General features: G+C 30.0%; 26 protein-coding genes. 19 read left to right on the plus strand and 7 right to left on the minus strand.

Features of this window, described 5'->3' with window-relative positions; all coding sequences use genetic code 11:
- Window positions 1-6 precede the first annotated feature (6 nt).
- Entirely contained in the window at window positions 7-609 is a 603-nt protein-coding gene (gene rdgB, locus ABXT39_RS07110; protein WP_415295023.1) for an RdgB/HAM1 family non-canonical purine NTP pyrophosphatase, read from the plus strand.
- Here rdgB and ABXT39_RS07115 read toward each other — a convergent pair.
- Complete coding sequence (locus ABXT39_RS07115) at window positions 593-1744, minus strand: ABC transporter substrate-binding protein (protein ID WP_415295024.1); 1152 nt, start codon at window positions 1742-1744, stop codon at window positions 593-595. The genes rdgB and ABXT39_RS07115 overlap by 17 nt on opposite strands.
- 32 nt (window positions 1745-1776) lie before the next feature.
- On the opposite strand from ABXT39_RS07115, the gene rsmI reads away from it, so the two are divergent.
- Window positions 1777-2640, plus strand: coding sequence for a 16S rRNA (cytidine(1402)-2'-O)-methyltransferase (gene rsmI / locus ABXT39_RS07120; RefSeq protein WP_415295025.1), 864 nt, complete (start codon window positions 1777-1779; stop codon window positions 2638-2640).
- Complete coding sequence (locus ABXT39_RS07125) at window positions 2630-3223, plus strand: BON domain-containing protein (protein ID WP_415286440.1); 594 nt, start codon at window positions 2630-2632, stop codon at window positions 3221-3223. The genes rsmI and ABXT39_RS07125 overlap by 11 nt, the downstream gene beginning before the upstream one ends.
- Here ABXT39_RS07125 and ABXT39_RS07130 read toward each other — a convergent pair.
- A complete protein-coding gene (locus ABXT39_RS07130) occupies window positions 3220-5508 on the minus strand; it encodes an NADP-dependent malic enzyme (protein WP_415295027.1) in 2289 nt (762 codons plus the stop codon). The two genes, ABXT39_RS07125 and ABXT39_RS07130, sit on opposite strands and share 4 nt — an antisense overlap.
- Window positions 5509-5558: 50 nt before the next feature.
- Here ABXT39_RS07130 and murJ point away from each other — a divergent pair, with 50 nt between their 5' ends.
- The 4 genes from murJ to ABXT39_RS07150 are packed head-to-tail and all read left to right on the plus strand — an operon-like array spanning window position 5559 to window position 9806.
- The gene (gene murJ, locus ABXT39_RS07135; protein ID WP_415295029.1) at window positions 5559-7085 is read left to right on the plus strand and encodes a murein biosynthesis integral membrane protein MurJ; all 1527 of its coding nucleotides are present in this window, start codon (window positions 5559-5561) and stop codon (window positions 7083-7085) included.
- Window positions 7086-7087: 2 nt separating this feature from the next.
- Entirely contained in the window at window positions 7088-8089 is a 1002-nt protein-coding gene (trpS, locus tag ABXT39_RS07140; RefSeq protein ID WP_415295031.1) for a tryptophan--tRNA ligase, read from the plus strand.
- A gap of 56 nt (window positions 8090-8145) precedes the next feature.
- Window positions 8146-8688, plus strand: coding sequence for a NifU family protein (locus tag ABXT39_RS07145; RefSeq protein WP_415295032.1), 543 nt, complete (start codon window positions 8146-8148; stop codon window positions 8686-8688).
- A 2-nt stretch (window positions 8689-8690) separates the two neighbouring features.
- The gene (locus ABXT39_RS07150; RefSeq protein ID WP_415295033.1) at window positions 8691-9806 is read left to right on the plus strand and encodes a glucosaminidase domain-containing protein; all 1116 of its coding nucleotides are present in this window, start codon (window positions 8691-8693) and stop codon (window positions 9804-9806) included.
- Here ABXT39_RS07150 and ABXT39_RS07155 read toward each other — a convergent pair.
- Window positions 9803-10801 (minus strand): polysaccharide deacetylase family protein, encoded by a 999-nt coding sequence (locus ABXT39_RS07155; protein ID WP_415295035.1) that lies wholly within the window; start codon window positions 10799-10801, stop codon window positions 9803-9805. The two genes, ABXT39_RS07150 and ABXT39_RS07155, sit on opposite strands and share 4 nt — an antisense overlap.
- A gap of 7 nt (window positions 10802-10808) precedes the next feature.
- Between ABXT39_RS07155 and ABXT39_RS07160 the strand changes: the two genes are divergently transcribed.
- The 12 genes from ABXT39_RS07160 to pnp all read left to right on the plus strand — a co-directional run bounded on the left by ABXT39_RS07160 (window position 10809) and on the right by pnp (window position 23717).
- Window positions 10809-11195 (plus strand): peptidase M22, encoded by a 387-nt coding sequence (locus ABXT39_RS07160; protein ID WP_415295036.1) that lies wholly within the window; start codon window positions 10809-10811, stop codon window positions 11193-11195.
- Between the two features lie 8 nt (window positions 11196-11203).
- Complete coding sequence (locus ABXT39_RS07165) at window positions 11204-11614, plus strand: Fur family transcriptional regulator (protein ID WP_415295038.1); 411 nt, start codon at window positions 11204-11206, stop codon at window positions 11612-11614.
- Window positions 11592-12959, plus strand: coding sequence for a tRNA (N6-isopentenyl adenosine(37)-C2)-methylthiotransferase MiaB (gene miaB, locus ABXT39_RS07170; RefSeq protein WP_415295040.1), 1368 nt, complete (start codon window positions 11592-11594; stop codon window positions 12957-12959). The genes ABXT39_RS07165 and miaB overlap by 23 nt, the downstream gene beginning before the upstream one ends.
- A 3-nt stretch (window positions 12960-12962) precedes the next feature.
- The gene (locus tag ABXT39_RS07175) at window positions 12963-13964 is read left to right on the plus strand and encodes a PhoH family protein (RefSeq protein WP_415295041.1); all 1002 of its coding nucleotides are present in this window, start codon (window positions 12963-12965) and stop codon (window positions 13962-13964) included.
- Complete coding sequence (gene ybeY / locus ABXT39_RS07180; protein WP_415295043.1) at window positions 13957-14418, plus strand: rRNA maturation RNase YbeY; 462 nt, start codon at window positions 13957-13959, stop codon at window positions 14416-14418. Before ABXT39_RS07175 ends, ybeY begins: the two co-directional genes overlap by 8 nt.
- 1 nt (window position 14419) lies before the next feature.
- The gene (gene lnt, locus ABXT39_RS07185) at window positions 14420-15964 is read left to right on the plus strand and encodes an apolipoprotein N-acyltransferase (RefSeq protein ID WP_415295044.1); all 1545 of its coding nucleotides are present in this window, start codon (window positions 14420-14422) and stop codon (window positions 15962-15964) included.
- Window positions 15957-17126 carry a methionine adenosyltransferase gene (gene metK / locus ABXT39_RS07190; RefSeq protein WP_415295045.1) on the plus strand — a complete coding sequence of 390 codons (1170 nt, stop codon included), beginning with the start codon at window positions 15957-15959 and terminating at the stop codon, window positions 17124-17126. The genes lnt and metK overlap by 8 nt, the downstream gene beginning before the upstream one ends.
- 98 nt (window positions 17127-17224) lie before the next feature.
- A complete protein-coding gene (gene nusA, locus ABXT39_RS07195) occupies window positions 17225-18778 on the plus strand; it encodes a transcription termination factor NusA (protein ID WP_415295046.1) in 1554 nt (517 codons plus the stop codon).
- A 10-nt stretch (window positions 18779-18788) separates the two neighbouring features.
- A complete protein-coding gene (infB, locus tag ABXT39_RS07200) occupies window positions 18789-20993 on the plus strand; it encodes a translation initiation factor IF-2 (RefSeq protein ID WP_415295047.1) in 2205 nt (734 codons plus the stop codon).
- Window positions 20993-21361, plus strand: a complete 369-nt coding sequence (gene rbfA / locus ABXT39_RS07205; protein WP_415278298.1) for a 30S ribosome-binding factor RbfA — start codon at window positions 20993-20995, stop codon at window positions 21359-21361. The genes infB and rbfA overlap by 1 nt, the downstream gene beginning before the upstream one ends.
- Window positions 21362-21374: 13 nt before the next feature.
- Window positions 21375-21623, plus strand: a complete 249-nt coding sequence (rpsO, locus tag ABXT39_RS07210) for a 30S ribosomal protein S15 (protein ID WP_415278299.1) — start codon at window positions 21375-21377, stop codon at window positions 21621-21623.
- A 21-nt stretch (window positions 21624-21644) separates the two neighbouring features.
- On the plus strand, window positions 21645-23717 hold the full coding sequence (gene pnp, locus ABXT39_RS07215; RefSeq protein ID WP_415295048.1) for a polyribonucleotide nucleotidyltransferase: 2073 nt from the start codon (window positions 21645-21647) through the stop codon (window positions 23715-23717).
- A 139-nt stretch (window positions 23718-23856) separates the two neighbouring features.
- Here the strand turns inward: pnp and ABXT39_RS07220 are convergent, their stop codons facing one another.
- The 4 genes from ABXT39_RS07220 to fabA form a co-directional block, all read right to left on the minus strand.
- Entirely contained in the window at window positions 23857-24099 is a 243-nt protein-coding gene (locus tag ABXT39_RS07220) for a cupin domain-containing protein (protein ID WP_415295927.1), read from the minus strand.
- A gap of 169 nt (window positions 24100-24268) precedes the next feature.
- Window positions 24269-25054, minus strand: coding sequence for an enoyl-ACP reductase (locus ABXT39_RS07225; RefSeq protein WP_415295050.1), 786 nt, complete (start codon window positions 25052-25054; stop codon window positions 24269-24271).
- The gene (fabB, locus tag ABXT39_RS07230; RefSeq protein ID WP_415295052.1) at window positions 25055-26266 is read right to left on the minus strand and encodes a beta-ketoacyl-ACP synthase I; all 1212 of its coding nucleotides are present in this window, start codon (window positions 26264-26266) and stop codon (window positions 25055-25057) included.
- Window positions 26266-26766 (minus strand): bifunctional 3-hydroxydecanoyl-ACP dehydratase/trans-2-decenoyl-ACP isomerase, encoded by a 501-nt coding sequence (fabA, locus tag ABXT39_RS07235; protein WP_271521076.1) that lies wholly within the window; start codon window positions 26764-26766, stop codon window positions 26266-26268. Before fabA ends, fabB begins: the two co-directional genes overlap by 1 nt.
- Between the last annotated feature and the right edge of the window lie 55 nt (window positions 26767-26821).

A 26821-nucleotide genomic window follows, 5' to 3' on the forward strand; every position in this document is an offset into this window, starting at 1 on the left:
TGCTAGATGTTAAAGAATAAAATTATAAAATTGTTGGTAGGCACTAATAATAAAGGAAAATTGAAAGAAATTAAGGATTTATTGCCTAAAAACCTTGAAATATACTCCCCAGAAGACTTTAAAATAAAAAGCCCTCCTGAAAATGGGAAAACATTTGAGGAAAACTCATTAATCAAAGCTAAATTTTTTTCCAAAAAAACAAAAATGACATGCCTGTCTGATGACTCAGGTTTAGAAATAGATGCTCTAAATGGAGATCCTGGAATTTATTCAGCTAGATGGGGGGGTAAAAAAAGTGATTTTAAAAAGGCAATGAATAGAGTTTTTAAAGAATTAGATAAAAAAGACAAAGATTGGAGACAAAAAAAAATTAAGGCTAGGTTTATTTGTGCTTTAACTATTTATAGAACTAATAAAGAAATAATAAATTCTGTTGGAAAAGTTGAGGGTTTTATTTCACCAATTATAAAAGGTGAAAATGGGTTTGGTTATGATCCCATTTTTATACCAATTGGAAAAAAAATTACATTTGGTGAAATGATGGCATCACAAAAATATAAAATAGATCATAGATTTAAAGCTTTTAAAAAAATCAAAAAACTTTTTTAAAAACTCCATCTTCAACTTTATAAAAATTTAAAATATGATTAATTTTATTATTTTTAATTTCAAAAATTCCAACTTTTCCTTTAAATAAAGTTTTTTTCTCAAACATTTTTTTATCTACAACAGAGTTGTTTTGAAGATTTAAATAATAAACAAGCCCCACCAAGTCATAACTTAGAAATGATAATTGATTGGTGTGTTGATTGTATTTTTCAAAATATTCATTTGAAAACTCATCATAATTATCTTTATTTGCAGAGGGGAAATATAAGGGTTGTGAGCTAGTTTCTTTTAAAAGAGATTCATCAAACCATTGGTTGAGAGTAATAAAATATTTTTCTTTAGGAGATATATCCGTATAAAGCAGCGAAGTTGTTACACTTTTTAAACTTTCATCAAAATCAGAAATTACCACTGAGTCAAACTTTACACTACCAAGGGTGTCTCTTTTTTTTAATCTTTCAATTAAACGTTCCTTATTATTCTGTTCTGATTTTTCTAGTCTATTTATTTCATCTTCAAGGTTTTGTTTTCTAATATCATAGCGAGTAATTTTTTCAATTTGCTTGGTAAGTTTAGTAGGATCAGTATTATAAACATAATTTTCTAATATTTTTATTTTAGAATTAGAAATAGCTTTTTCAATTTCATTTTTGAAACTTACATCTGGAGTAAGAAAGATTGTTTTTTTTATTTCATTTAATTCTATAAACTTTTTAATTGCATTTAATTGTGAAGTTGCATTAATTCCAGCATTAATAATATTCTTGGAAAAATTATCATTTTTATTCGTTAGAGCTAAGAATGTTAGTTCACTTAACTCATCTAGGTAAATTAGACTTTCGTTAAAAACTGGACCAATTACAATTTTTATTCCTAAATTATCCAACTCTTTAGCTGCTGCTAAAGTGACCTCAGGGTTTGACTGTGTATCTTTTGGGATAATCTCAATTGATGCATTGTTTATTGTATTAATTGCAAGACGTGCAGATTTAATTATAGATTGTCCTATTTCAGAGTTCTTTCCAGTTAAAGGAACAAGAAGACCAATCCTAATCTGATCATTTGCCAAAAGTGTTACTGGAACTATTGATAAAGCAAAAGCTAAAAAAAGTATAATTTTAATAATTTTGTTCATTTTAATGTTATTATTATAACTATTATAATTTGATGATTCTACATACTGAAAATATAAATAATAAAGTTAAAAGTGGTCTTTATATTGTATCTACTCCTATTGGAAACCTAAGCGACATCACTTTAAGAGCCCTAGAAGTATTAAAAAAATCAGATTACTTACTTTGTGAGGACACACGTATTTCAAAAAATTTATTAGAACGGTACGAAATTAAATCAAAACTTATTGCAAACCATAAGTTTAATGAAAAAAAAAATTTATCGAAAGTCATTGATATTTTAAAATCAGGGTCGATTGTTTCTTTGATTTCTGACGCCGGAACTCCATCGATCTCAGATCCAGGAGCTATATTGGTTAACGAATGTGCTAGCAATGGTATAGATATTTTTCCAATTCCAGGTGCATCTGCAGTTTCATCTGCAGTTTCTATAAGCGGATTTAATGAAAAATATTTTTTTTATGGTTTTTTTCCAGAAAAAAATAGCAAATTAAAAGAAGATTTTGAAAGGCTTGCAAATTTAGAGGGGTGTATTGTTTTTTTTATTTCTCCAAGAAAATTTAATAGATCAATAAAAGATTTAAAGCATTACTTCTCAAATAGAAAAATTTTGGTTTGCAGAGAAATGACTAAATTTTATGAGGAATATATAAGAACAGAAGTAGACACACTTGAACCATTTAAATCTGATCCTAAAGGAGAGTTAACGATTGTTATTTCTGAAAAAGTAAAAGAAAAAAATTCATCGATAATATTAAAAGAATCTGATAAAATGAATATTCAAAAATTAATTAAAAAACTAAGTATAAAAGATATTACAGATTTAATTAGTCAAAACACAAATGTATCAAAAAAAGAGATTTATAATTATTGTCTAAAAATAAAAAATGAAAAATAAAATATTTTTAATAAGTTTAATTTTTTTAATCTTTTCAGGATGTGTTGGGATTAGTTCAAAAGGAGTTTTTGGAACGGGAGTTAGTGTTGCGTTTGATCCAAGGTCTTTAGGTACTCAAATAGACGATTCTGTAATGCAAAAAAATCTTGCTACAAGATTAGCCCTAAGAGATAAGAGCTATATATTAACTGTAAGAACAAAAGTTTTAGATGGAAAAATTTTTGTAACAGGAAAAGTAGATGATCCTGAAGAAAAACTTCAAATTACCAAACTTGCATGGGAGACAAAAGGTGCCAGGTCAGTCAAAAATGATATTAAAATAAAAGAAGATTTTAATTTTCAACAATCTGCTAAAGATTTATTAATTACATCTCAACTTCGTACTGCTTTCATATTTAACAAAAAAATTAAAGCAACCAATTATCAAATTGATACTTACAAGAAAAAGATATTTATTTATGGAATTTCTTTAACCACAGAAGAAAGAAAAGAAGTAATAAACGAAGCAAAAGAAATACTTGATGTAGAAGATGTTATTGTAAGTATTGTCTTGGTTGAAGATTTAAGAATTCAAAAAAATTAATTTTTTTTATAATCAATAACATCAGCAGAGTAGGCAGCAACTGATGCTAAATTTATAATTTCTGAAGTAGATGACCTTAAAGGGGCTATTTCAATGGGTTGACCTAATCCAATTAAAAGAGGACCAATAACCCTGGTATCTCCTAAGCTTTTCATCATTTTATAAGAAATAGCAGCACTGTGTTGGCCTGGCATTATTAATATATTTGCATTCCCCACAATACTTGAGAAAGGATATAATTCTTTATATTCTTCATTTAAAGCAACATCTGGCTGCATGTCCCCATCAAAATCAAAATCTACATTTTTATCTTTTAAAATTTCAACAGCTTTTTTTATATGTTTAGTTCTACTTGTTAGAGGTTGACCAAAAGTAGAGTGAGAAACAAAAGCAACTTTTGGAACAAAGCCAAACATTTTAACTACTCTAGCTGATGAAATTGCAATTTCAGCAAGCTCTTCTGAGCTTGGATATTCATTTACACTCGTGTCTCCAACAAAAATAGTTTTCCCTTTTGCAACAACCATGTTTAACCCAAACATGATTTCACCTGGTCTAGCATCTATAACTTGGGTAACCTTATCAAAAGAGGCTCCAAACCTCCTAGTATTTCCAGTGACAGCACCATCAGCATCACCACAAGCAACCATACAAGATGCCCATATAACTCTATCATTCCTAACTAATCTATCACAATCTCTTTCTAAAAGACCTTTCTCTCTTTGCATTTTTTCAAATAAATAGTTTACGTACTTCTCTCTTTTTTTCGTGTCTTCAGAATTAACTATTTCGATATCAAAGTTTTCATTGTAGCCAATTTCTTTTATTCTTTCTTTAATTTTATTTTTTTTACCAATTAAAATCGGTGTACCTAATTTAGAATTTTTAAATGCAATTGCCGCTTTAAGAGTGTTTTCATCTTCTCCATCTGCAAAAACAATTCTCTTTTGATTTTTTTTGATATGAGAGTTAATACCCTGCATAATAGTTACTGAGGGATCAAGTCTTTGTTTGAGTTGGTCTTTATAAACATCAAAATCTTTTATAGGTTTTTTTGCAACACCACTATCCATAGCAGCCTTTGCAACAGCTGCAGGAATTACACTAATTAGTCTTGGATCAAACGTAGATGGAATTATATAATCTTTTCCATATTTAGGACGATCTCCTCCCATTGCAGCAACAACCTCATCTGGAACATCTTCTCTTGCTAATTTAGCAATCGCATTTGCAGCAGCAACTTTCATTTCTTCATTAATAGTTGTAGCTCTTACGTCTAATGCTCCTCTAAAAATATAAGGAAAGCCAATTAAATTATTTACTTGATTGGGATAATCAGATCTTCCAGTTGCAATAATAGCATCATTTCTAACTTCCATTATTTCTTCAGGTGTTATTTCAGGATCCGGATTTGCACAGGCAAAAATTATTGGATTCTTAGCCATAGTTTTTACCAGCTCTTTTTTCAAAGCTCCTTTTGCAGACAACCCTAAAAATACGTCAGCTCCATTTATAGCCTCTTCTAAAGATCTTTTTTTAGTTTCTACTGCATGAGCAGATTTCCACTGGTCCATTCCTTCCGTTCTACCCCTGTAGACTACTCCTTTACGATCGAGCATGATTACATTTTCACCAGGCACACCACTATTTTTGAATAAATTTGTACATGCAATTGCAGATGCACCGGCACCATTTACAACAACTTTAATATTTTTTATTGATTTGCCACTAATATCTAGGGCGTTAATTAATGCTGCTGTAGTTATTATTGCTGTTCCATGTTGATCATCATGAAAAACTGGAATATCTAAAATTTCTTTCAATTTTTCTTCAATTATAAAACAATCAGGAGCTGCGATATCTTCTAAATTAATACCACCAAAACTGCATGCAAAGTTTTTAACACTATTAATAATTTCATCAGAATCTTGTGAATCAATTTCTAAGTCAATAGAATCTATGTCGGCAAATCTTTTAAATAAAACTGCTTTTCCCTCCATTACAGGCTTGGATGCTAATGCACCTAAATTACCCATCCCTAAAATAGCTGAGCCATTACTTATCACCGCGACCAGATTTCCTTTGGATGTATAATCGTATGCAGTTTCGGGATTATCAGCAATAGCTTGAACCGGAACAGCAACACCTGGAGAATAGGCTAGTGCCAAATCTCTTTTTGTAGTCATTGGTTTAGAAGAATTGATCTCAATTTTTCCAGGTTTATTCTTGCTGTGGAAATCTAAAGCTTCCTTATCTGTGTAATGGTCTATTTTAGTTTTTTTCATTTATGTTATTTAGATATACAAATGGAGCGAATTTAAGACTAATATGATTTATGAACTTAATTAAGTCAACAGGCACATTTAGTTTTTTTACCATAATAAGCAGATTATTGGGCTATGTAAGAGACATATTGATAGCTGTGTTTCTTGGTGCAGGCCCATTAGCAGACGCCTTCTTCGTGGCATTTAGAATACCAAATACATTTAGACGATTATTTTCAGAAGGAACATTCAATGCAGCATTTGTGCCCAGCTATTCATCACTGTTAGATAATAAAAAAAAGTCACAAAAATTTGCGAATAATATTTTTACTTTACTTGCAATAGGGTTATTTTTTTTAGTTCTTGTTATTGAGATAATGATGCCAATATTTGTTTTTTTGATAGCACCAGGTTTTGAAGGTGATTATCAAAAAATGGAATTAGCTATAACTTTGACAAGAATTACCTTCCCTTTTCTAATGTTTATTAGTTTGGCATCTTTTTTTTCTGCCATTTTAAATTCACATAACAAATTTGCTATAGCTTCGGCTGCACCTATAATTTTGAACATTCTTTTAATTGGAGTATTGCTTTTTGGAAAAATTTTAAATGATCAATTAGTATATTATTTGTCTTATGCGGTAACTATCTCAGGCTTCTTACAGCTTATTTTTTTATATTTTTTTGTAAAAAAACACTTTTCTTTTAAAGTTAATTTGCCATTTAAAATTGATGATAAAGTTAAAATTTTTTTTAGAAAATTACTTCCCAGTATCTTTTCTTCTGGTGTTACTCAGATAAATATTTTAGTAGGGACAATCATTGCATCTTTCCAAGCTAGCGCAGTATCTTATCTTTATTATGCAGATAGAATTTATCAAATAAATCTTGCTATTGCAGGAATTGCAATAGGAACAGTAATACTCCCTCAACTTTCCAAGCATGTTCAGAGTAATAAAAAAGATAAAATAAACTTGATTCAAAATAAAGCCTTAGAGCTAAGTTTATTTTTAAGTATTCCAGCATCAATAGCTTTACTTATTGCGTCTGAAGAAATTATATCTTCTTTATTTGGATATGGTTCTTTCAATGAATTAAGTGTTATAAATTCAGCAAAAGCTTTATTCTATTTTGCGATTGGATTACCAGCATTTTCTCTTATTAAAGTTTTTTCAGCTTTTTTTTTCGCACAACATAATACAAAAGTGCCTTTTTATATTTCTTTAACTTCTGTTTTGTTAAATGTGTTTATTAGTGTGGTTTTTTTCAAAGAAGTTGGGTTTATAATTATACCAATAGCAACCACTATATCATCTTGGTTTAATGCCATTTTATTATTTATTTTTCTAAAAAGAAAAAATTTATTCAGTTTTAATTTAGTATTTATAAATAGGTTTATTAAAATTTTATTAGCCTCAATATTAATGGGAATATTTTTTAACTATGTAATTCATTTTTTTAATGACAAGTTACTATATGGGGCAAGCTTTAAAGCCACTTATCTAATTGGAGCAGTTGTATCAGGTCTAATATTTTACCTTGTAATTGCAATTTTAATCAAGGCTTTTAAAAAAAGTGATATTAATTTAAACTACTAGTCATGAGTAAAAAAATTTTTTCAGGAGTCCAACCAACAGGAAACCTTCATCTAGGAAACTATCTTGGTGCAATTAAGAACTTTGTAGAACTACAAAATGAAAAAGAAAATGAATGTATTTTTTGTGTTGTAGATCTTCATGCAATAACGGTTAAGCAAGATCCAAAAGAATTAAAAAAAAATATAAGAGAAACTGTAGCTACATTTATCGCGTGTGGAATTGATCCGTCGCAAAGCATAATCTTTAATCAATCAATGGTTTCAGCACATTCAGAAGCTGCGTGGATTTTAAGTTGTGTTTCAAGAATGGGTTGGCTTAATAGGATGACACAATTTAAAGAAAAAGCTGGAAAAGATAAAGAAAAAGCTAGCATTGGTCTTTATTCTTACCCAATCTTGATGGCTGCAGACATTTTGCTTTATGATGCAACTCATGTTCCAGTTGGAAATGATCAAAAACAACATTTAGAACTTTGTAGAGACATTGCACAAAAGTTTAATAATGATTTTGATGTAACGGAATTTTTGAAAGCACCGGAGCCGTTAATTCAAAAACAATTTTCTAGAATAATGAGTCTTAAAGATGGAATAAAAAAAATGAGCAAGTCAGATCCATCAGATTTAAGCAGAATTAACCTTACAGATGATAAAGATCAAATAATAAACAAAATAAAAAAAGCAAAAACAGACCCATTACCTTTGCCAGGAGTAGTTAGTAATCTAGCAGAAAGACCAGAAGCAGAAAATTTATTGGGGATTTATTCAAGTTTAAAAAATCAAAATTTAGAAAAATCTATAATGGAATTTAATGGAAAAAACTTTTCTGAGTTTAAAGAAAAATTATCAGAAGTTCTAATTGAAAGAATTGAGCCAATCTCAAAAGAAATTAAAAAATTATTAGAGGATCAAAAATTCTTAGATTCAGTTTTATTAGAAGGATCTGATAAAGCGGACAAAATTGCCTCAAAAAAGATGAAAGAAATGAAAGAATTAGTAGGTTTTTAACCAAATATATTTATTAAATGGTTTAAATTTAGACATTTACCTTTATATATAAATACATGTTTGTTCAAACCGAAGTAACACCGAACCCTAATTCACTTAAGTTTTTGCCTGGAAAGACGGTTTCCAATAATGGTTCATTTGAAGTAACAAAAAAAGAAGAAACTGACAATGAATTGGTAAGGAATGTTTTATCAATTAATGGAGTAACAGGCATATTTTTAGGAAAAGATTTTATATCTATAAATAAAAGTGAAGAAGTAAATTGGGAAGATATTAAGCATATAGCTATTTCACTGATTAATGATTTTTATGCAACAGGAAAAGAGTTTGTAATTGCCAATGAGTTGCTCGGAGAAAAAAAAGAAGAGCATACTGAAATTGAAAAACAAATTATAAGTATTTTAGAAACAAAGATTAGACCTGCTGTAGCAAAAGATGGTGGTGATATTAAGTTTAAAGAATTTAAAGATGGAATTGTTAAGGTAGAATTACAAGGAAGTTGTTCTGGCTGCCCTAGCTCAACAATGACTTTAAAACAAGGTGTGCAAAATCTTTTGTGTCATTATTTACCTGAGGTAAAAGAAGTGGTTGCAATATAGGTATGCAAAAAAAAATCTCAATTTTTGAAATTAAGAAATATTTAAATAAAAAAGGGTTTATTGTTAAAAAAAAAAAGAAAATCGAAACACAAAAAAGTGGACTAGATAATCTTTCAAGAACTTTTTTATCAAGCTTAATTATTATATCAATTTTTTTTATAGCTCCACTTGCTATTAATCTTACAAAAGAAAAAATGATATTTTCTAAAGACTATGAAAATAATTCAAAAAATAATTTAAAAAAATTATTAGAAAACAAAACAACAAAACTAGATGAAAAATTAAATAAAAAGTTTTTATATGAAGATATTTTAACATTTGATGAGCAGCCATCAGACGCCATATTGTTAAGTGCAGCAACAATTGAAGAACTTTTTAAATCAACAAATTATAATTTAAAAGATGTTAGAAAAAACAAGCTAGTAAAGCCTATAAGTTTAGATCTATTGCCAAAAGAGATTGTAAAAATAGAAAATGCCAAAAAAAGAAAAAACCTTTTTATTCAGATAATTTTACCTTTAGTTATTGATGAAAATAATAGCATCAAACTAGATAGAATTAATCTCTTTAGTATTTTAAATAAAAGCAAAAATACAAAGACAGAACAAGAGTGGTTGAATGTAAAATTCAAACAATATGGAGTGGTAAATAAAGATTTATCTACATTAAAAATTAGAATGGATGAAGTTCCTGTTTCAATGGCCATTGCACAGGCGGCAAAAGAAACTGGCTGGGGAACATCAAGATTTGCTCAAGAAGGAAACGCATTATTTGGTCAATGGACGTGGAGTGGAGAAGGAATAAAGCCAGCTGATGCAGAAGATGATAGTACGCATAAAGTTATGAGATTTAAAGTTTTACAAGCGTCCGTAAAAGCTTATCAAAGAAATTTGAATACACACTCTTCTTATAAAGACTTTAGAAATGCAAGAGCAGAATTGAGAGATGAAGGAAAAAAATTGGACAGCATGATTCTTACTGAATACCTAGATAAATATGCGGAGACAGGAAAAGAGTATGTTAAAATTTTACAACAAATTATCAGACAAAATGATTTAACAGATTTTGATGATGCTAAGTTAATGCCATCAAGTAAAGATTTAGAAAGTTTAATTTAATTTTGGTTCACTGAAAATTGAACACCAAACCATCTCCATATTCCATTATCATTAAGTGAGCAATTAACCCTACCTCTTCTAAATGTAAATTTTTCTCTAAAATTTAATTTTAGTATATTTTTATTAAAGGTAATATTTGACTTATTCCATCCACTACCTTCATCGGAGAAACAATTAATATTTTCTATATTTTTTTGATTTTCAAAAAATTCTACAGACAGTTTTGGTGGATTATTATTGGCAATATATTTATCTTCTGGGTTTAAAGATTTGTATTGAAGTGGACTAAGATTAATTAAAAATTTGAATCTTTCTAGGTCACCATATTTTTCATTAATTGGAAATCTAGGTAATTCATGGGGATCTTTATTAATATCAATAACACCAGAATGTTGACCAAAAGCAAAATCAAAATTTTTGGAAATAAAATCTTTAATAGTTTTACTATACTCACCAAATGGGTATGAAAAAAAAATTGGGTTATAACCTAAGTGCTGATTAAAGATTTTAATTGAAGTATTAATATCAGACAAAAAATTTTCTGTGTCTAGATCAACCAAGTAATCATGAGAATGGGAATGATTACCAATGTAAGCATATGGCTCTTTCTCTATTTCTTTTATTTGTTGCCAACTCATATAGCCAGTTTTGCCTATAGTTTCAGTTGAAACAAATAAAATAAAAGGAATTTTCTCTCTCTTTAAATATGGCCATGCACTTTTATAAAAAGATAAGAATGCATCATCTATAGTAATGAGTATTTCTTTTTTATTTTTTGTAATATTAAATTTTTTCTGTAAATATTGTGGATCATAAAATTTATAATTTAAGGTATTTATTATAGACATTTGTTCTTTGAAAATATCCATTTGTATATTTGTTGAAGGATACTTATTCTCATTAAATCGGTGGTACATTAAAGAAAGAATGCCGCTATCTTCAGAATAATATTTGATATTATTTTCTTCTGCTTTAGAATTGATGGCAAATAACATTATTATAATGAAAAATTTAATAGTAGATGCCACAAGAGATAAAATTTTTTTGACACTCATAGTTAGTGAAAATATTTATACTTGTAGTCATGAAAATAGTAAAATTAATTTTGAAAAATTAATGATCTTAATTAATGATTTTTTAAAGGTAAATTCTTCTTCTTTAGATCAAATTGATGTTATTTATGTTAACAGAGGACCAGGTAGTTTTGCAGGAATTAGAAATTCGTTAGCGACAATTAAAGCTTTATTTCTAACTAAAAAAATCAATTATTATTGTTTTAGTTTTGAAGATTTTAAGGGATTTGAAGAAGTAAAATATGAAGATGTCCCCAGTTTATGTACAAAATTTAAAATTAAAAAGAATTTGATTAATCCTATTTATTTAAGTTAAAATTAAAAATGTCAGAAAATATTGAACAAAAATGTTTAGCTAAAGGAGTTAAACTTACAGATCAAAGAAAAATTATTGCAAAAGCAATGTCAGAGTCGAATGATCATCCAGACGTTGATGAACTTTATAATAGAGTTTCAAAGATTGATCCAAAAATAAGTATTGCCACAGTATATAGAACAGTAAAACTTTTTGAGGAATCTGGGATTTTAGCAAAACACGATTTTAAAGGAGGCAAAGCTAGATACGAAGAATTAAATGAGGGACATCATGATCATTTAATTGATATTAAATCAGGTGAAATTATAGAATTTGTTGATGAAGAGATAGAAAAGTTGCAAGAAAAAATTGCTGAAAAGTATGGATATCGATTAGTAGATCATAAATTAGAATTATATGGGGTTAAAAAAAAATCCTAGCATAATGTTGAAAAAAATTTTTATTAAAACTTTTGGCTGTCAAATGAATGAATACGATTCAAACCGTATATTTGATACAGTAAAAAAAATTGGTTTTGAAAAAACTGATAAATATGAGGATGCAAATTGTTATCTTTTAAACACTTGTCATATTCGTGATAAAGCAAAAGAAAAGGTTTATCATGAAATAGGAAGAGTCAAAAAAATTTTTAGAGAGAAAAAAAAACCAATTGTAATTGTTGCTGGTTGTGTTGCTCAAGCTGAAAATCAAGAAATGTTAAAAAGAGAACCTTATATTGACATTGTAATTGGCCCACAGTCTTATCATAAAATAAATGAGGCAATATTAAATCATTCAAAAAATAAAAAAAAAGAGGAAGAAACAGAATTTGACACAATTTCTAAATTTAATTATCTAAGTCAGATTAAAAATAAAGACAGTAAAGTTTCTTCATTTTTAACAATCCAAGAAGGTTGTGATAAATTCTGTCACTTTTGTGTAGTGCCTTATACTCGTGGACCTGAATATTCCAGACCCTTTGATCAAATCATAAATGAAGCAAAAGAATTAATTCAAAGTGGTGCAAAAGAAATTATTTTATTAGGGCAAAATGTGAATGCATATAGCTATAAAGATAAAAATAAAAAATTTAGATTATCTGATTTATTATTAGAGCTAGAAAGCCTCAATGAGCTTGAGAGAATTAGGTATACCACGTCTCACCCCAAAGACATGACCGACGATTTGATAAATGTTTATAAAAAATTAACCAAACTAATGCCTTTAGTCCATCTACCAGTACAGAGTGGATCAAACAAAATTTTAAAACAAATGAATAGAAAACACACAATTGAAGAATATTTAATAATTTATGAAAAATTAAAAAAGATTAATCCCAATATAGAGTTCTCAAGTGATTTTATTATTGGATACCCAGAAGAAAGTGATGATGATTTTAAATATACGATGAAGTTAATTGAAAAGGTAGGGTTTATTAATTCATATTCTTTTATTTTTAGTCCAAGACCAGGCACTGTAGCTGCTGATTTAGAATTAGTAGATAAAAAAAAATCCAAGGAAAGATTAGAAATAATCCAAAAAAAATTGTTTGAAAATCAGATAAATAAAAATAAATCTCTAGAAGGTAAGACTCTTAATGTTTTGGTTGAAAATAAAATGAAAGATGGAATTAAATTATTTGGTAGAACTGAGTTTATGACATCAGTAATTTTTGATGGCAACACAGACTGCATAGGGAAAGTTATGAAAATAGAAATAACAAATAGTAATCAAAACAGCTTGTTTGGTATATTAAATGAAAACTACAAAAAGAAGGTAGCCTGAAAATTGAATAAAGTAGCATCAAAAAAAATTAGTTCTATTTTAAAATTTGTCTATTCTGATAACAATTCTTTGAACGTTATATTTCAAGACAATGATTTATTAATGGGTGTTGTTGGTGAATTTAATGAAAATTTAAAAGAACTAGAAAAAATTACTGATACTAATCTATATTCTAGGGGTAATTCTATTTTGATAAAATCAACACCAAAAAAAAATGAAATTACAAAAAATGCTATTCAATTTTTAGCCAACCAGTTTGTAAATAATGGAAGTATAGAAAAAAAAGATATACTTTCTTCAGTAGATGAATTTATGATTAAAGAAAAAGTAGAAAATCAAAATGTTTCAGACATAATTAAAACTCCTAAAAAATCAGTTATTCCAAGATCTGAAAGACAAAAAGAATATGTCAGAGCCTTAAGACAAAGTGATATTGTTATATCAGCAGGTCCCGCAGGAACGGGTAAAACATTTTTGGCTGTTGCAGTTGGACTGACATTGTTACTTGATAAAAAGATTGAAAGAATTATTTTATCAAGACCTGCAGTTGAAGCTGGTGAAAGATTAGGTTTTTTACCTGGAGACATGAAGGAAAAAGTAGATCCCTATCTAAGACCTTTATATGACTCTCTATATGATCTTTTTGATTTTGATAAAATTCAAAGAATGATTGAAGTTGGTGATATTGAAATAGCACCACTAGCATTTATGAGGGGCAGGACTTTAAAAAATTCTTTTGCGATTTTAGATGAAGCACAAAATGCAACAGATACACAGATTAAAATGTTTTTAACGCGTATCGGAGAGAATTCAAAGATTGTTATAAATGGTGATCCATCCCAAATCGATTTGCCCCACAAGAACATGTCTGGATTGAATAGATCTAAAAAATTATTAGGCCATTTAGATGAAGTCTCTGTGATAGATTTTGACCACTCCGATGTAGTTAGGCACCCTTTAGTCTCTAAGATTGTAAAGGCATACTCAGATCAAGAAAATGATTAAAATTGATGTGGTTTCGGAGTGCACTATCTGGAACAAAAAAATCAAAAAAAATAACACTTTTTTTAACTCCATTATAAAATTTTTTCCAAAAAAATATAAATTTATAGGTAACAAAATAAATCTAACAATTTTACTATCAAATAATAAGAATATTAAAAAGCTAAATAAAGATTTTAGAAATAAAAATAAACCTACAGATGTATTATCATTTCCATTCGAGAAAAAATTTAACCCAAAAAAATCAAATTATCTTGGTGATATAGTAATTAGCTATGAGTTTATGAATAAACCAAAAAATAAAAGTATTTTAGAGTTTAAGCAAAAAGTTGTTAAAATTTTTATTCATGGGTTTCTTCATCTATTAGGACACGACCACATAAAACTAAAAGACTTTAAAAAAATGAGTAAAGAAGAAGATAAAATTTATAAATCTATTAAAACTAAAGTAGCTTAACTTGCTTAAAAAAAAATTTTTAAACATATTATATGTACTTTTTTTAGGTGCTATTAGCTCTTACAGCTTGCCACCTTATAATTATTTTATAATTAATTTTTTTACTTTTTCATTATTCTTTATTTTTCTCTTTACAGAAAAAAAAACCAACCCAAATAATAAATCTTTCTTTAAATATGGATGGTTTTTTGGTTTTGGTTACTTTTTATGTAGTCTATATTGGATTTCAATTTCATTAACTTTTGATGAAAGTTTCAAATTTTTAATACCAATAGCTATTGTTTTATTTCCTGCATTTCTGGCAATATTTTATGGATTAATAACTTATTTGTTTTCTGTTTTTTATTCTAAAAATGTTGTTAGTACATTTTTTATTTTTTCAATTTTATATGGATCTATTGAATTTATTAGAGGGTCCATTCTTACTGGTTTTCCATGGAATTTAATTGCTTTTAGTTTTTCAGAAAGTATTTATTTTATTCAAATTCTTTCAGTAATTGGGACTTATTCTTTTAATTTAATCTGCATATCTCTGTTTACTGTGCCAGCTATATTTATCTTAAGAAAAACCAGAAAAGAAATTATTGTCTGTTTTTTCTTTATAATAATTTCTGTAGGTTTTTTAGTTTTTGGAAATTTAAAATTTAATCAATTTAATACCATGACTGATATTAAAAATAATTTTACAATAAGAGCTGTATCACCCAATATTAGTTTAGATCGATTTTATTCAGGACAGGACGAATTAAAGATTATCCAAGAACTAATTACCTTGAGTATCCCAGAAAAAAAAGAACCAACAATTTTTTTATGGCCTGAAGGAATTATTCCAGACAGTTATTTAAGAGATATGGATATCTATAAGGAATTGTTTTCAAATAGTTTTGGGAATGATGATTTAATTATCATGGGTCTAAATAGCGTAAAGACTAAAAATAGTGAAAATTTATTTTTTAATTCAATGGCAGTTTTTAACAATAAATTGGATTTAATTCATAGTTACAACAAGATTAATTTAGTTCCATTTGGAGAGTTCACCCCATTTGAAACAGTTCTTGGTTTAATAGGACTTAAAACAGTAACCAATGATTACCAATCTTTTTCAAAAGGTGAGAGCCTAAAAGCATTTTCAATAAAAAATGACAAGATAGAACTAAAATTACTTCCCTTAATTTGTTATGAAATTATTTATTCAAATAGACTATTTAAAGACAAAGACTTTGATTATATAATTAATATTTCAGAAGATGGGTGGTTTGGAAATTCTATTGGTCCGAAACAACATTTTGCACACAGTATCTTTAGATCAATTGAAAGTGGAAAGTATGTAATTAGATCAGCAAATAATGGATTATCTGCCATTATTAACCCAATTGGTATTATAGAAAAAAAAGTTGAGATTGGCACTACTGGTTATATTGATTTTAAAGAGAGTAAAATCCTTAAATCTACACTCTATATGAATTATGGGGATAAGATATTTTTTATACTTATTTTATTATATATTTTTTTAATTTTTTCATTTAATAAAATTACACATGAGTAATTTAAAAAATTTTTTATTTACAAGCGAGTCTGTTTCTGAAGGGCATCCAGACAAAGTGTCAGATCGTATTTCTGATATGGTTGTGGATAGCTATCTTTCAGGTGATCCTTTTTCAAGAGTAGCATGTGAAACTTTAACCACTACAAATAAAGTTGTTTTAGCTGGAGAAGTAAGAGGACCGAGCATCAAAGAAGAAGATCTTATTCAAAAAGTAAGAGAATGCATCAAAGATATAGGTTATGATCAAGATGGTTTTACTTGGAAAGAAGCTACAAAAATAGAAAGCCACCTTCACGCACAATCTGCAGATATAGCAATGGGTGTGGACTCATCAAGTAATAAAGATGAAGGAGCGGGTGACCAAGGAATAATGTTTGGTTATGCTTGTAATGAAACTGAAGAATTAATGCCTGCACCAATTCATTATTCTCATAAGATTTTGAGATTAATGGCTGAAGATAGAAAATCTGGAAAATTAAAAAATATTGAGCCAGATTCAAAAAGTCAAGTTACGTTTGAATATGTTGATGGAAAACCAACCAAAGTAAAATCAGTTGTTATATCTTCACAACACTCAGCAGATGTAGATCAGGCTAAAGTTAGAGAATTATTAAAACCTTATTTATTAAAATCAATTCCAGAAAAGTTTTTGAAAGATTTTAATGAAGATGAATTATATATAAACCCAACTGGAAATTTTGTGATTGGTGGTCCGGATGGGGATTGTGGCTTAACAGGTAGAAAAATTATTGTAGATACTTATGGTGGAGCAGCACCTCATGGTGGAGGAGCTTTCTCTGGTAAAGATCCAACTAAAGTTGATAGGTCAGCTGCTTACGCAGCAAGATATATTGCTAAAAATATTGTTGCATCTAACATTGCTGAAAAATGTTTAATTCAACTAGCATACGCAATTGGAGTTTCTAAACCTTTATCAATTTATGTAGATTTATTTGATAATGATTTAGAAAAAAATAAATTTGTAACGGAAAAGATTTCAGAAAATTTTGATTTAAGCCCAAGAGGTATAAGAGAAATGCTAGGCTTAAATAAACCTATTTATGAAAAAACAGCAGCTTATGGTCACTTTGGAAGAGTGCCTGAAGCTAACGGTTCATTTTCATGGGAAAAAACAGATAAAAAAGACGTTTTTTCTATATAGTTGCTATTGAATTAAAAAAAAATCTTTATATATTGCCCTTACATTATTGAAATTACAGAATGGGCTTTAGCCCATTTTTTTTTGGAGCTAATAAACTTATGTTAAATAGAAGATCAGATAAATTAGAATTATTAAGAATTGCTGAAGCAGTTGCTTTAGAAAAGTCTATCGATAAAGAATTAATTATTGATTCCATGGAAACTGGAATTGCAAAAGCTGCCAAATCAAAATTTGGACAGGACAATGAAATTAAAGTTTTAATAGACAGAGAAACCGGAGATATCGGAATTTTCAGAAAATTAATTGTTGTAGAAAAACCAGAAAACACAAGTACAGAAATTAATCTTCAAGATGCAATCATTTTAAATGAAGTAAACAAAGATAAAAAAATTGGAGACGAAATTTTACAACCTCTTCCCTCTTTTGATTTTGGAAGAATAGCTGCGCAAACAGCAAAACAAGTTATTAGTTTTAACGTAAGAGAAGCAGAGCGTGAAAGACAATACAATGATTTCATAGACAAAAAAGATTCAATTCTAAGTGGAATTGTTAAGCGTCTAGAGTTTGGAAATGTAATAGTTGATTTGGGTAGAACTGAAGCAATTATTCAAAAAAATGAAATGATCCCTAGAGAAAATATTAAAGCTGGCGACAGAGTTAAAGCTTATTGTTATGACGTAAAAAGAGAAGCTAGAGGACAACAAATATTTTTATCAAGAGCACATTCAAAATTTATGGAAAAATTATTTGTTCAAGAAGTTCCAGAAATCTATGATGGTTTAATTGAAATCAAATCATCAGCAAGAGATCCAGGAAGTAGAGCAAAAATTTGCGTCAAAGCAGTTGATACTTCATTAGATCCAGTAGGAGCTTGTGTTGGAATGAGAGGATCAAGAGTTCAAGCAGTAGTTAATGAATTACAAGGTGAAAAAATTGATATTGTTAATTGGTCTGAAGATCCAGCAATAGTTGTTTCAAACGCATTATCACCAGCTGAAGTTCAAAGAGTAAATGTTGATAGTGTTGCAAAAAAATTAGATGTAATTTTAACTGAAGAAAATTTAAGTAAAGCAATTGGTCGTAGAGGTCAAAATGTTAGATTGGCTACTAAATTATTAAATTACGAAATTAATATAATGACTGATGCAGAAGATTCAGAAAGAAGACAATCTGAGTTTAAAGAAAAAACTGAAAACTTTGTTAAAAATTTAGAGTTGGACGAAACATTGGGACAATTACTTGTTGCTGAAGGTTTTTCTTCGATCTCAGACATTAAAGATAGCTCACCTGAAAATTTAATGAAAATTGAGGGTATAGAGGCAGACACTGCTAAGGCATTGATTGAAAGAGCAAAAGAGTTTTACCAAAAAGATCAAGAAGACATAACTCAAAGAATTAAAGATTTGGGACTTCAAGATGATCTTATAAATCATAAAGGACTAACACCAGGAATGTTAGTTACTCTAGGTGAACAAAAGATTTTAAAATTAGAAGATTTTGCAGACCTTGCCTCTGATGAATTAACAGGTGGTTATGATGTTGTTAAAGGTGAAAGAATTAAGATTCAAGGATACCTTGAAGATTTTGCTTTATCAAAAACGGAAGCGGATGAATTAATCATGTCTGCGAGAAACATAATTTACAAAGATTGAGTAATGAAATATGGAAAACAAAAAAACAAAATTAACACTTTCTGGCATAGCCAAGAAATCGATAGAGAATATAGAGTTAGCAAAAACTCAAAGTAAAAATTCTGTTGTAATTGAAAAAAAACCTAGCAAATTCGCACCTAGAGGTAACTTTACTAGACCGGCTAGTGTTAGGTCAAAACCAGCAGTATCAAGCGCAAGTAGCTTTCCCCCTAGAACTACATCAGCACCTAAGCCATCTTCTCCAATAACTAATGACTATGAAAAACGTAAGTTAGCTGAGCAAAGAGCAACCAGAAGACTCAAAGGTGACACAGGCAAACCTGATACTAAAAAAAGAGAATTAAAATTAACTGTTTCAAGAGCATTAAGTGATGAGATCGAAGCAAGAACAAGAAGTATGGCTTCACTTAAAAGAGCAAAATTAAAAGAAAATAGAGAACTTACTAAAGAAGAAATTCAAGAAAATTTAAAACCTGTAAAAAGAGATGTAAATATTCCTGAAGCAATAACAGTGAGAGAACTGTCTAACAGAATGGCTGAGCAATCAAGCAATGTAATTAAACATTTATTTGGAATGGGAGTTACGGTTACTATCAATCAAACATTAGCAGCAGATACTGCCGAATACCTAGTAAAAGAATTTGGTCACAATCCGATTAGAGAAACAAAAGCAGAAGAAATTATTCAAAAAATAAAAGAGTCTAGATCTGAGAATTTAAAAAATAGACCACCGATCGTAACTGTAATGGGTCACGTAGATCACGGGAAGACTTCAGTGCTAGATGTTTTAAGAAGTGCGAATGTTGTCTCTGGTGAATTTGGTGGAATAACACAACACATTGGTGCTTATCAAATACAACACGAGTCTAATAAGCTAACTTTTATTGATACACCGGGTCATGCTGCATTTACAGAAATGAGAGCTAGAGGATCAAAATTAACAGATGTTGTAGTATTAGTAGTTGCTGCAGATGATGGAGTTAAACCTCAAACAATCGAATCTATAAAACACGCTAAAGCTGCGAACGTTCCAATAGTTGTAGCAATTAACAAGTGTGATTTACCAGAGGCAGACCCACAAAAAATAAAGAACCAGCTTTTAGAATATGAACTTATTGCAGAAGATTTATCGGGAGATACTTTAATGGTTGAAATTTCTGCAAAAAATAAAAAGAATTTAGATAAGTTAGTAGAGTCGATTGTTCTACAAGCAGAAATCTTGGATTTAAAAACTGACTTTGAGTCTAAAGCAACAGGAATTGTTTTAGAATCTAAAATTGATATTGGTAGAGGAGCAGTTGCAACAGTTGTGGTTACATCTGGAACAATTAAAAAGGGTGATTTTTTTGTTAGTGGATTAAAATGGGGGAAAGTAAGAGCCTTAATTAATGATAAAGGAGAAAGTGTTAATGAAGCACCGCCATCAATGCCAGTTGAAATTCTTGGAATTAATGGAGCGGCTAAATCAGGAGATGATTTTATTGTCTTAGATTCAGAAAAAGAAGCCAAAACATTAAGTGAGACTAGAGCAGATGAAACCAAAACTGGTGGAAGCCCTTTAACTTTTGCAACTCAAGATTCAGCTTTTGCTGATAAGTCAGCTGCAGAATTAAATATTATCGTAAAATCAGACGTGCATGGATCTGCAGAGGCAATTAAAAGTGCGATTAATCAAATTACTCACGATGAAGTAAAACCTAAAATAATTTTATCTGATATTGGAATGGTAACAGAGACTGATGTAACTTTAGCAAAAGCATCTAACGCTACATTAATTGCATTTAATGTTAAGCCAAGCAAGGAAGCAAAAAAATTAGCAGAGAATGAAAAAATTATAATATCTTCTTACAATATTATTTATGAAGTTTTAGATTATATCAAATTAAGAATGTCAGGACTTCTTGCTCCAGATGTTCAAGAAAAAATTATTGGTACAGCTCAAATTCTAGAAATTTTCAAAGTTTCAGGAACAGGAAAAGTTGCAGGTTCAAAAGTAACTGAAGGTGAAATAACTAGTGGAGCGAGTGCTAGAGTAGTAAGAGATGGGGCAATTATTTATACAGGTAAAATAAGTACTATTTTCAGAGAAAAAGATCAGGCAAAACAGGTTAGTAATGGTCAAGAATGCGGAATAACACTTAAAGACTTTATCGATTTCCAGAAAAACGATACAATAGAGGTGTATAGTACGACTACGACGGAAAGAACGGTATAATGGTTGATAAAACAGGAAAACCCGTATCACAAAGACAATTACGCGTTGGTGAGATGATTAGGCAATCTTTAGGTATGATTTTTGCTAGAAATGAAGCTAAGGTGCCCAATTTAGAAACTAACACAGTTACGGTTACAGAGGTGAAAATGAGTCAAGATCTTAAAATTGCAAAAGCGTATGTATTGCCTCTAGGGGGAAAAGATACAGAAAAAGTTATTAAAAAATTAAGAGAATACTCTTTTTTGATTAGAAAAGTTTTATCTAAAAAAGTATTTATGAAATACGTACCAAAGATACTTTTTGCTAAAGACGACTCTTTTGAATATGCGGAAAAAATAGAAAACTTAATAAAACAAACAAACAAATAGGAAAATAAATAGTATGACGAATAAAGCAGAAGAATTAAAAATGCACGAGAAGGACACTGGTTCTTCAGAAGTACAAATTGCATTATTAACAGGTAAAATTGAAACTCTTTCAGCGCATATTAAGCAATTCAAAAAAGATAAACACTCTTCGGTTGGATTGTTAAGAGCAGTAAATAGAAGAAAAAAATTGTTAGAATATTTAAAGAAAAATAAATTTGATTCTTACAAAAATGTATTAACACAATTAAATTTAAGAAAATAGATAGAAGGAAACGGAAAATAGATGTTCAAAGTATATAAGAAGGAAATTGAAGTAGCAGGTAAGAAGATAAGTTTAGAAACAGGTAAAGTAGCAAGACAAGCAGACGGAGCAATCATTGCTTCATGTGGTGAAACAGTTATTTTAGCAACAGTAGTAGGAGCAAAAAAAGTAAATCCAGATATGGATTATTTTCCTCTATCTGTAAATTACCAAGAAAAATATTATGCAGGTGGTAAAATTCCTGGTGGATATTTTAAAAGAGAAGCAAGGCCAACTGAAAGTGAACAATTGATCTCAAGATTAATTGATAGACCAATCAGACCTTTGTTTCCAAGTGAATTTAAAAATGAAGTTCAGTTGTTACCAACAGTAATTTCATATGACAAAGACAATCAACCAGATATTTTAGCAATTACAGCTTCTTCAGCAGCGCTAGCTATTTCAGGAATGCCATTTATGGGTCCTGTGGGTGCTTCAAGAGTTGGTTTAGTTGATGGTAAATATATATTAAACCCATCAAAAGCTGAGCTAGAAAACTCTACTTTAGATTTAGTTGTAGCAGGTACTAAAGATGCTGTGCTTATGGTTGAGTCTGAGACTAAAGGTTTAACAGAAGAAGTAATGTTAGAGGCAGTTAAGTTTGGTCACGAAGGATTTGTTCCAGTAATCGAAATGATTGAGGAACTTGCAAAAGAATGCAGAAAGCCAGAATGGACTGTTGAAAAGAAAGATTTATCGGAAGTTAAGAAAAAACTTGAAGAAAACTTTACAGCAGATTTAACTAAAGCTTTTGCAACAATAGACAAACAAGATAGATCAAATCAAATTTCAGAAATTTCTGATAAAGCAAAACAGCTTTTTGCAGAAGATGAAAACTATTCTGATTTTAATGTTAATGATGAATTAAAAAATCTTGAAAAGAAGATTGTTAGAACTGATATTCTTAAAAATAAAAAAAGAATAGATGGCAGAGGTTTGGCTGATGTAAGAGCTATTGAGTGTGAAGTTGGTGTTTTACCAAGAACTCACGGATCAGCTTTATTTACCAGAGGAGAAACACAAGCGATTGTTGTGACTACTTTAGGTACATCTGATGATGAACAAAGATTAGAAAGTTTGGATGGACAACATAGAGAAAGATTTATGCTTCATTATAATTTCCCTCCTTTTTCAGTTGGTGAAACTGGAAGAATTGGAACTGGAAGACGTGAAGTTGGCCATGGAAAATTAGCATGGAGAGCAATTAATTCTTCATTACCTTCAAAAGAGGAATTTCCATATACTTTCAGAATAGTGTCTGAGATTACAGAATCTAACGGCTCTTCTTCAATGGCAAGTGTTTGTGGTGCATCTCTTGCGCTTATGGATGCTGGAGTGCCAATTAAAGAGCCAGTTGCAGGTATTGCAATGGGATTAATCAAAGAAGGCGATGAATTTAGTGTCTTGTCAGATATTTTAGGTGATGAAGATCATCTTGGAGACATGGACTTTAAAGTTGCTGGAACTAAAGATGGAATTACCTCACTTCAAATGGATATCAAAATTACAGGTATCACATTTGAAATCATGGAGCAGGCTTTAAAACAAGCTAAAGAAGGAAGAGTTCATATCTTAGGTGAAATGAATAAAGTCTTAAGTGAATCAAGAGCTGATGTTGGTGAACACACTCCAAAAATGGAACAAATTACTGTTGATAAAAAAGATATCGCAGCTGTGATTGGAAAAGGTGGAGCAACAATTAGAGAGATTGTTGAAAAGTCGGGTGCAAAAGTTGATGTGAATGATGAAGGTGTGGTAACAGTTTCTGCTCCAGACGAAGAGTCTAGAAACATTGCTATGCAGATTATTAAAGACATAACTGCAAAAGCTGAACTTAATAAAATTTATTCAGGTAAAGTAATGAAAATTATGGAGTTTGGAGCATTTGTAAACTTCTTAGGTAAACAAGATGGTCTTGTTCACATTTCAGAACTTGCTGCTAAAAGAGTAGAAAAAGTTACTGATGTTGTCAAAGAAGGTGACGAAGTAAAAGTTAAAGTGATTGGTTTCGATAGAGGTAAAGTTAAACTTTCTATGAAACAAGCTGCTGAATAATTTTTAAATTAAAATTCTAAACCCCCTCGAATGAAAGTTCTGGGGGTTTTTTTTATGGGGCACTTATTTGAAAGCTCTATGCACTCTCTTGTTTTGTTAGAAAATATTCTACTTCTGAAAAACTATCTGTTGGAAAAATCTAATAAAATTCTAAAGTTTCTTTACCATTATTTTTTAAGGAGTGCTCTGCATTTCCAGCTATATAAACTACATCACCTTTTTTAATTGTCTCAAGTTCACCAGATTTATTTAATATTCCTGTACCATTGGTAACCACATATATTTCTGCAGGTGAGTGATAATGAAGGGTTAAATTTCCACCAGGTGCTATTTCAGCAAAACCAAGGGATAGACCAGAACTACCATCGAAATCTGAATCGATTAAAAATTTTCATTTAACTCCAGGATACTTTTTGGTTGTTGACCATTCTTGGTCAGAAACTGAAGCAAGGTTTTTTACAGAAATCATTCAAAACTTAACTTATGTTTTATTTTTTTTAAATATAAATCATTAAGTCTAAAGAATTGTTACTAATAAATTTAACTATACTTTAGGTAATATTCTTAGGATCTGGCATCCCAACCTTGTTATATCCAGCATCTACGTAGTGAATTTCACCAGTAACACCAGCTGCAAGGTCGCTTAGTAGATACAATGCTGAGTTTCCAACATCATAGATATCTACGTTTCTTTTCAAGAAAGAATGGTCCGCATTCCATTTGTATAAGAATTTTGCATCCCCAATAGCAGAAGCTGCTAAAGTTTTAATAGGTCCTGCGCTTATTGCATTCACCCTCATTCCTTTAGCACCCAAATCTCTTGCAAGGTACTTAACACTTGCTTCAAGAGCAGATTTACAAACACCCATTACATTATAATTTGGAATAGCTTTAGTGGATTCGTAAGTTAAAGTTAACATGCTTCCACCTTCTTTCATTAACTTAGATGCTTCTTTTGCAACTTCGGTAAATGAAAAACACGAGATTAACATACTTCTTAAAAAATTTTCTCTAGTTGTATTTAAATACTCACCTGATAATTCTGATTTATCTGAAAAAGCAACTGCGTGAACTACAAAATCAATTTGTCCCCATTCAGATTTAATATCTTCAAAAAGTTTTATTACCTCTTCTTTATTCTCAACATCACAACTAAATATAGCTTTTGAATTTAATTTTTCTGCTAAAGGGATTACTCTTTTCTTTAATGCATCACCAAGATAAGTGAATGCAAGTTCTGCTCCAGCTTCTGCAAGTTTTTGCGAAATACCCCAAGCGATAGATCTTTCATTTGCAACTCCCATGATCAATCCTCTTTTACCCTTCATTAAACTCATTTAAACCTTTTCAAAAATTAAAGTTGCATTTGTTCCACCAAAACCAAAGCTGTTAGACATTACAGAATTTAATTTAACGTCTGTTTCAGTCTTAGTTACGATTGGAAATTTTTTAGCTTCATCATCCATGTCATTAATGTTGGCTGATGCAGTAATGAAACTATTTTTCATCATGATTAAACTATAAATTGCTTCATGAACCGAAGCAGCACCTAATGGGTGACCAGAAAGAGATTTAGTAGAACTAATTTTTGGTACCTCAGCACCAAATGCTTCTCCAACACCTCTAAGTTCTGTTATATCCCCAACTGGAGTTGATGTTCCATGAGTGTTTAAGTAGTCCATTTTATTTTTGGCAGTTGCTAAAGCCATCTTCATACATCTAACAGCGCCTTCACCTGATGGGGCTACCATATCATATCCGTCAGAAGTCGCACCATAGCCTGTTAATTCAGCATATATGTTTGCGCCTCTAGCTTTTGCATGCTCGTACTCTTCAAGCACTAAAACTCCACCACCACCTGCTATTACAAAACCATCTCTAGTTTTATCATAAGCTCTAGAAGCAGTTTCAGGTGCATCATTGTATTTAGAAGACAAAGCAGTCATAGCATCAAACATTGCAGTCATAGCCCAGTGTAATTCTTCACTACCGCCTGCAAATACAATATCTTGTTTACCCATTTGAATTAATTCGCTTGCATGGCCGATGCAGTGTCCACTAGTTGCACATGCAGAACTCATCGTATAATTAACTCCTTTGATTTTAAAAGGTACAGCAAGAGTTGCTGAAGATGTACTAGCCATAGTTCTTGGGACAATAAATGGTCCCATCAATTTTGGTGTCTTAGCTCTAGTCTTATCAACAGACAAAACAACATTTTCTATTGAAGGACCACCAGAGCCCATAACTATTCCAGTTTTAAAATTACTCACATCTTTATCTTCTAATCCTGAATCCTTAATAGCCTCTTTCATTGCAATGTAATTGTATGCAGATCCAGAGCCCATAAATCTGATAGTTTTTCTATCAACATGATCTTCGAGTTTAATATTTGGTTTGCCGTGAATATGACTTCTTAAATTGTGTTCTTTGTATTCTTCACAAAAAGATATTCCAGATTTTGAATTTAAAAGAGATTGATAAACCTCTTCTTGATTGTTACCTAAACAAGAAACAACTCCCAAACCTGTGACTACTACTCTTCTCATTATTTAAATAAACCCACTTTTAAACTTTCTGCTGAATATATTTTTTTGTCATCAGCAAATACTAAACCATTTGCGAGACCAACTGTTGTTCCACCTGGTGCCATAACTTTTTTCATATCAATTTCATATCTTACATTTTTAACATTTTGCAAAACTTCACCAGTAAATTTTACTGTGCTCACTCCTAAAGCTCTCCCTTTACCTGGATTGCCAAGCCACCCAAGATAAAAACCAACTAGTTGCCACATAGCATCCAAGCCAAGACAACCTGGCATAACAGGGTCGCCTTTAAAGTGACAATCAAAAAACCAAAGGTCTTCTTTGATATCAAGTTCTGCTTTTAAAGAGCCTTTGCTAAATGTACCATTGTCCTCGTTGATTTCTGTTATTCTATCAAACATGAGCATTGGTGGAAGTGGTAATTTTGCATTACCTGGGCCAAAAAGTTCCCCATTTCCGCAGCTTATTAGCTCATCGTATGTGAATGAGTTTTTTTTCATAAATTTCAGTCCCTTAATACTTGATTTATCATGATTATAATATAGAAATAGTTTA

This window comes from Candidatus Pelagibacter sp. Uisw_113, from assembly GCF_047717815.1.
Classification (GTDB): Bacteria; Pseudomonadota; Alphaproteobacteria; order Pelagibacterales; family Pelagibacteraceae; genus Pelagibacter.

Excerpts from the sequence above, each read along its gene's own strand:
- rdgB (WP_415295023.1), top strand. The coding sequence starts at position 7 with ATGTTAAAGAATAAAATTATAAAATTGTTGGTAGGCACTAATAATAAA.
- ABXT39_RS07115 (WP_415295024.1), bottom strand. The coding sequence starts at position 1,744 with ATGAACAAAATTATTAAAATTATACTTTTTTTAGCTTTTGCTTTATCA.
- rsmI (WP_415295025.1), top strand. The coding sequence starts at position 1,777 with ATGATTCTACATACTGAAAATATAAATAATAAAGTTAAAAGTGGTCTT.
- ABXT39_RS07125 (WP_415286440.1), top strand. The coding sequence starts at position 2,630 with ATGAAAAATAAAATATTTTTAATAAGTTTAATTTTTTTAATCTTTTCA.
- ABXT39_RS07130 (WP_415295027.1), bottom strand. The coding sequence starts at position 5,508 with ATGAAAAAAACTAAAATAGACCATTACACAGATAAGGAAGCTTTAGAT.
- murJ (WP_415295029.1), top strand. The coding sequence starts at position 5,559 with ATGAACTTAATTAAGTCAACAGGCACATTTAGTTTTTTTACCATAATA.
- trpS (WP_415295031.1), top strand. The coding sequence starts at position 7,088 with ATGAGTAAAAAAATTTTTTCAGGAGTCCAACCAACAGGAAACCTTCAT.
- ABXT39_RS07145 (WP_415295032.1), top strand. The coding sequence starts at position 8,146 with ATGTTTGTTCAAACCGAAGTAACACCGAACCCTAATTCACTTAAGTTT.
- ABXT39_RS07150 (WP_415295033.1), top strand. The coding sequence starts at position 8,691 with ATGCAAAAAAAAATCTCAATTTTTGAAATTAAGAAATATTTAAATAAA.
- ABXT39_RS07155 (WP_415295035.1), bottom strand. The coding sequence starts at position 10,801 with ATGTTATTTGCCATCAATTCTAAAGCAGAAGAAAATAATATCAAATAT.
- ABXT39_RS07160 (WP_415295036.1), top strand. The coding sequence starts at position 10,809 with ATGAAAAATTTAATAGTAGATGCCACAAGAGATAAAATTTTTTTGACA.
- ABXT39_RS07165 (WP_415295038.1), top strand. The coding sequence starts at position 11,204 with ATGTCAGAAAATATTGAACAAAAATGTTTAGCTAAAGGAGTTAAACTT.
- miaB (WP_415295040.1), top strand. The coding sequence starts at position 11,592 with ATGGGGTTAAAAAAAAATCCTAGCATAATGTTGAAAAAAATTTTTATT.
- ybeY (WP_415295043.1), top strand. The coding sequence starts at position 13,957 with ATGATTAAAATTGATGTGGTTTCGGAGTGCACTATCTGGAACAAAAAA.
- metK (WP_415295045.1), top strand. The coding sequence starts at position 15,957 with ATGAGTAATTTAAAAAATTTTTTATTTACAAGCGAGTCTGTTTCTGAA.
- nusA (WP_415295046.1), top strand. The coding sequence starts at position 17,225 with ATGTTAAATAGAAGATCAGATAAATTAGAATTATTAAGAATTGCTGAA.
- infB (WP_415295047.1), top strand. The coding sequence starts at position 18,789 with ATGGAAAACAAAAAAACAAAATTAACACTTTCTGGCATAGCCAAGAAA.
- rbfA (WP_415278298.1), top strand. The coding sequence starts at position 20,993 with ATGGTTGATAAAACAGGAAAACCCGTATCACAAAGACAATTACGCGTT.
- rpsO (WP_415278299.1), top strand. The coding sequence starts at position 21,375 with ATGACGAATAAAGCAGAAGAATTAAAAATGCACGAGAAGGACACTGGT.
- pnp (WP_415295048.1), top strand. The coding sequence starts at position 21,645 with ATGTTCAAAGTATATAAGAAGGAAATTGAAGTAGCAGGTAAGAAGATA.
- ABXT39_RS07225 (WP_415295050.1), bottom strand. The coding sequence starts at position 25,054 with ATGAGTTTAATGAAGGGTAAAAGAGGATTGATCATGGGAGTTGCAAAT.
- fabB (WP_415295052.1), bottom strand. The coding sequence starts at position 26,266 with ATGAGAAGAGTAGTAGTCACAGGTTTGGGAGTTGTTTCTTGTTTAGGT.
- fabA (WP_271521076.1), bottom strand. The coding sequence starts at position 26,766 with ATGAAAAAAAACTCATTCACATACGATGAGCTAATAAGCTGCGGAAAT.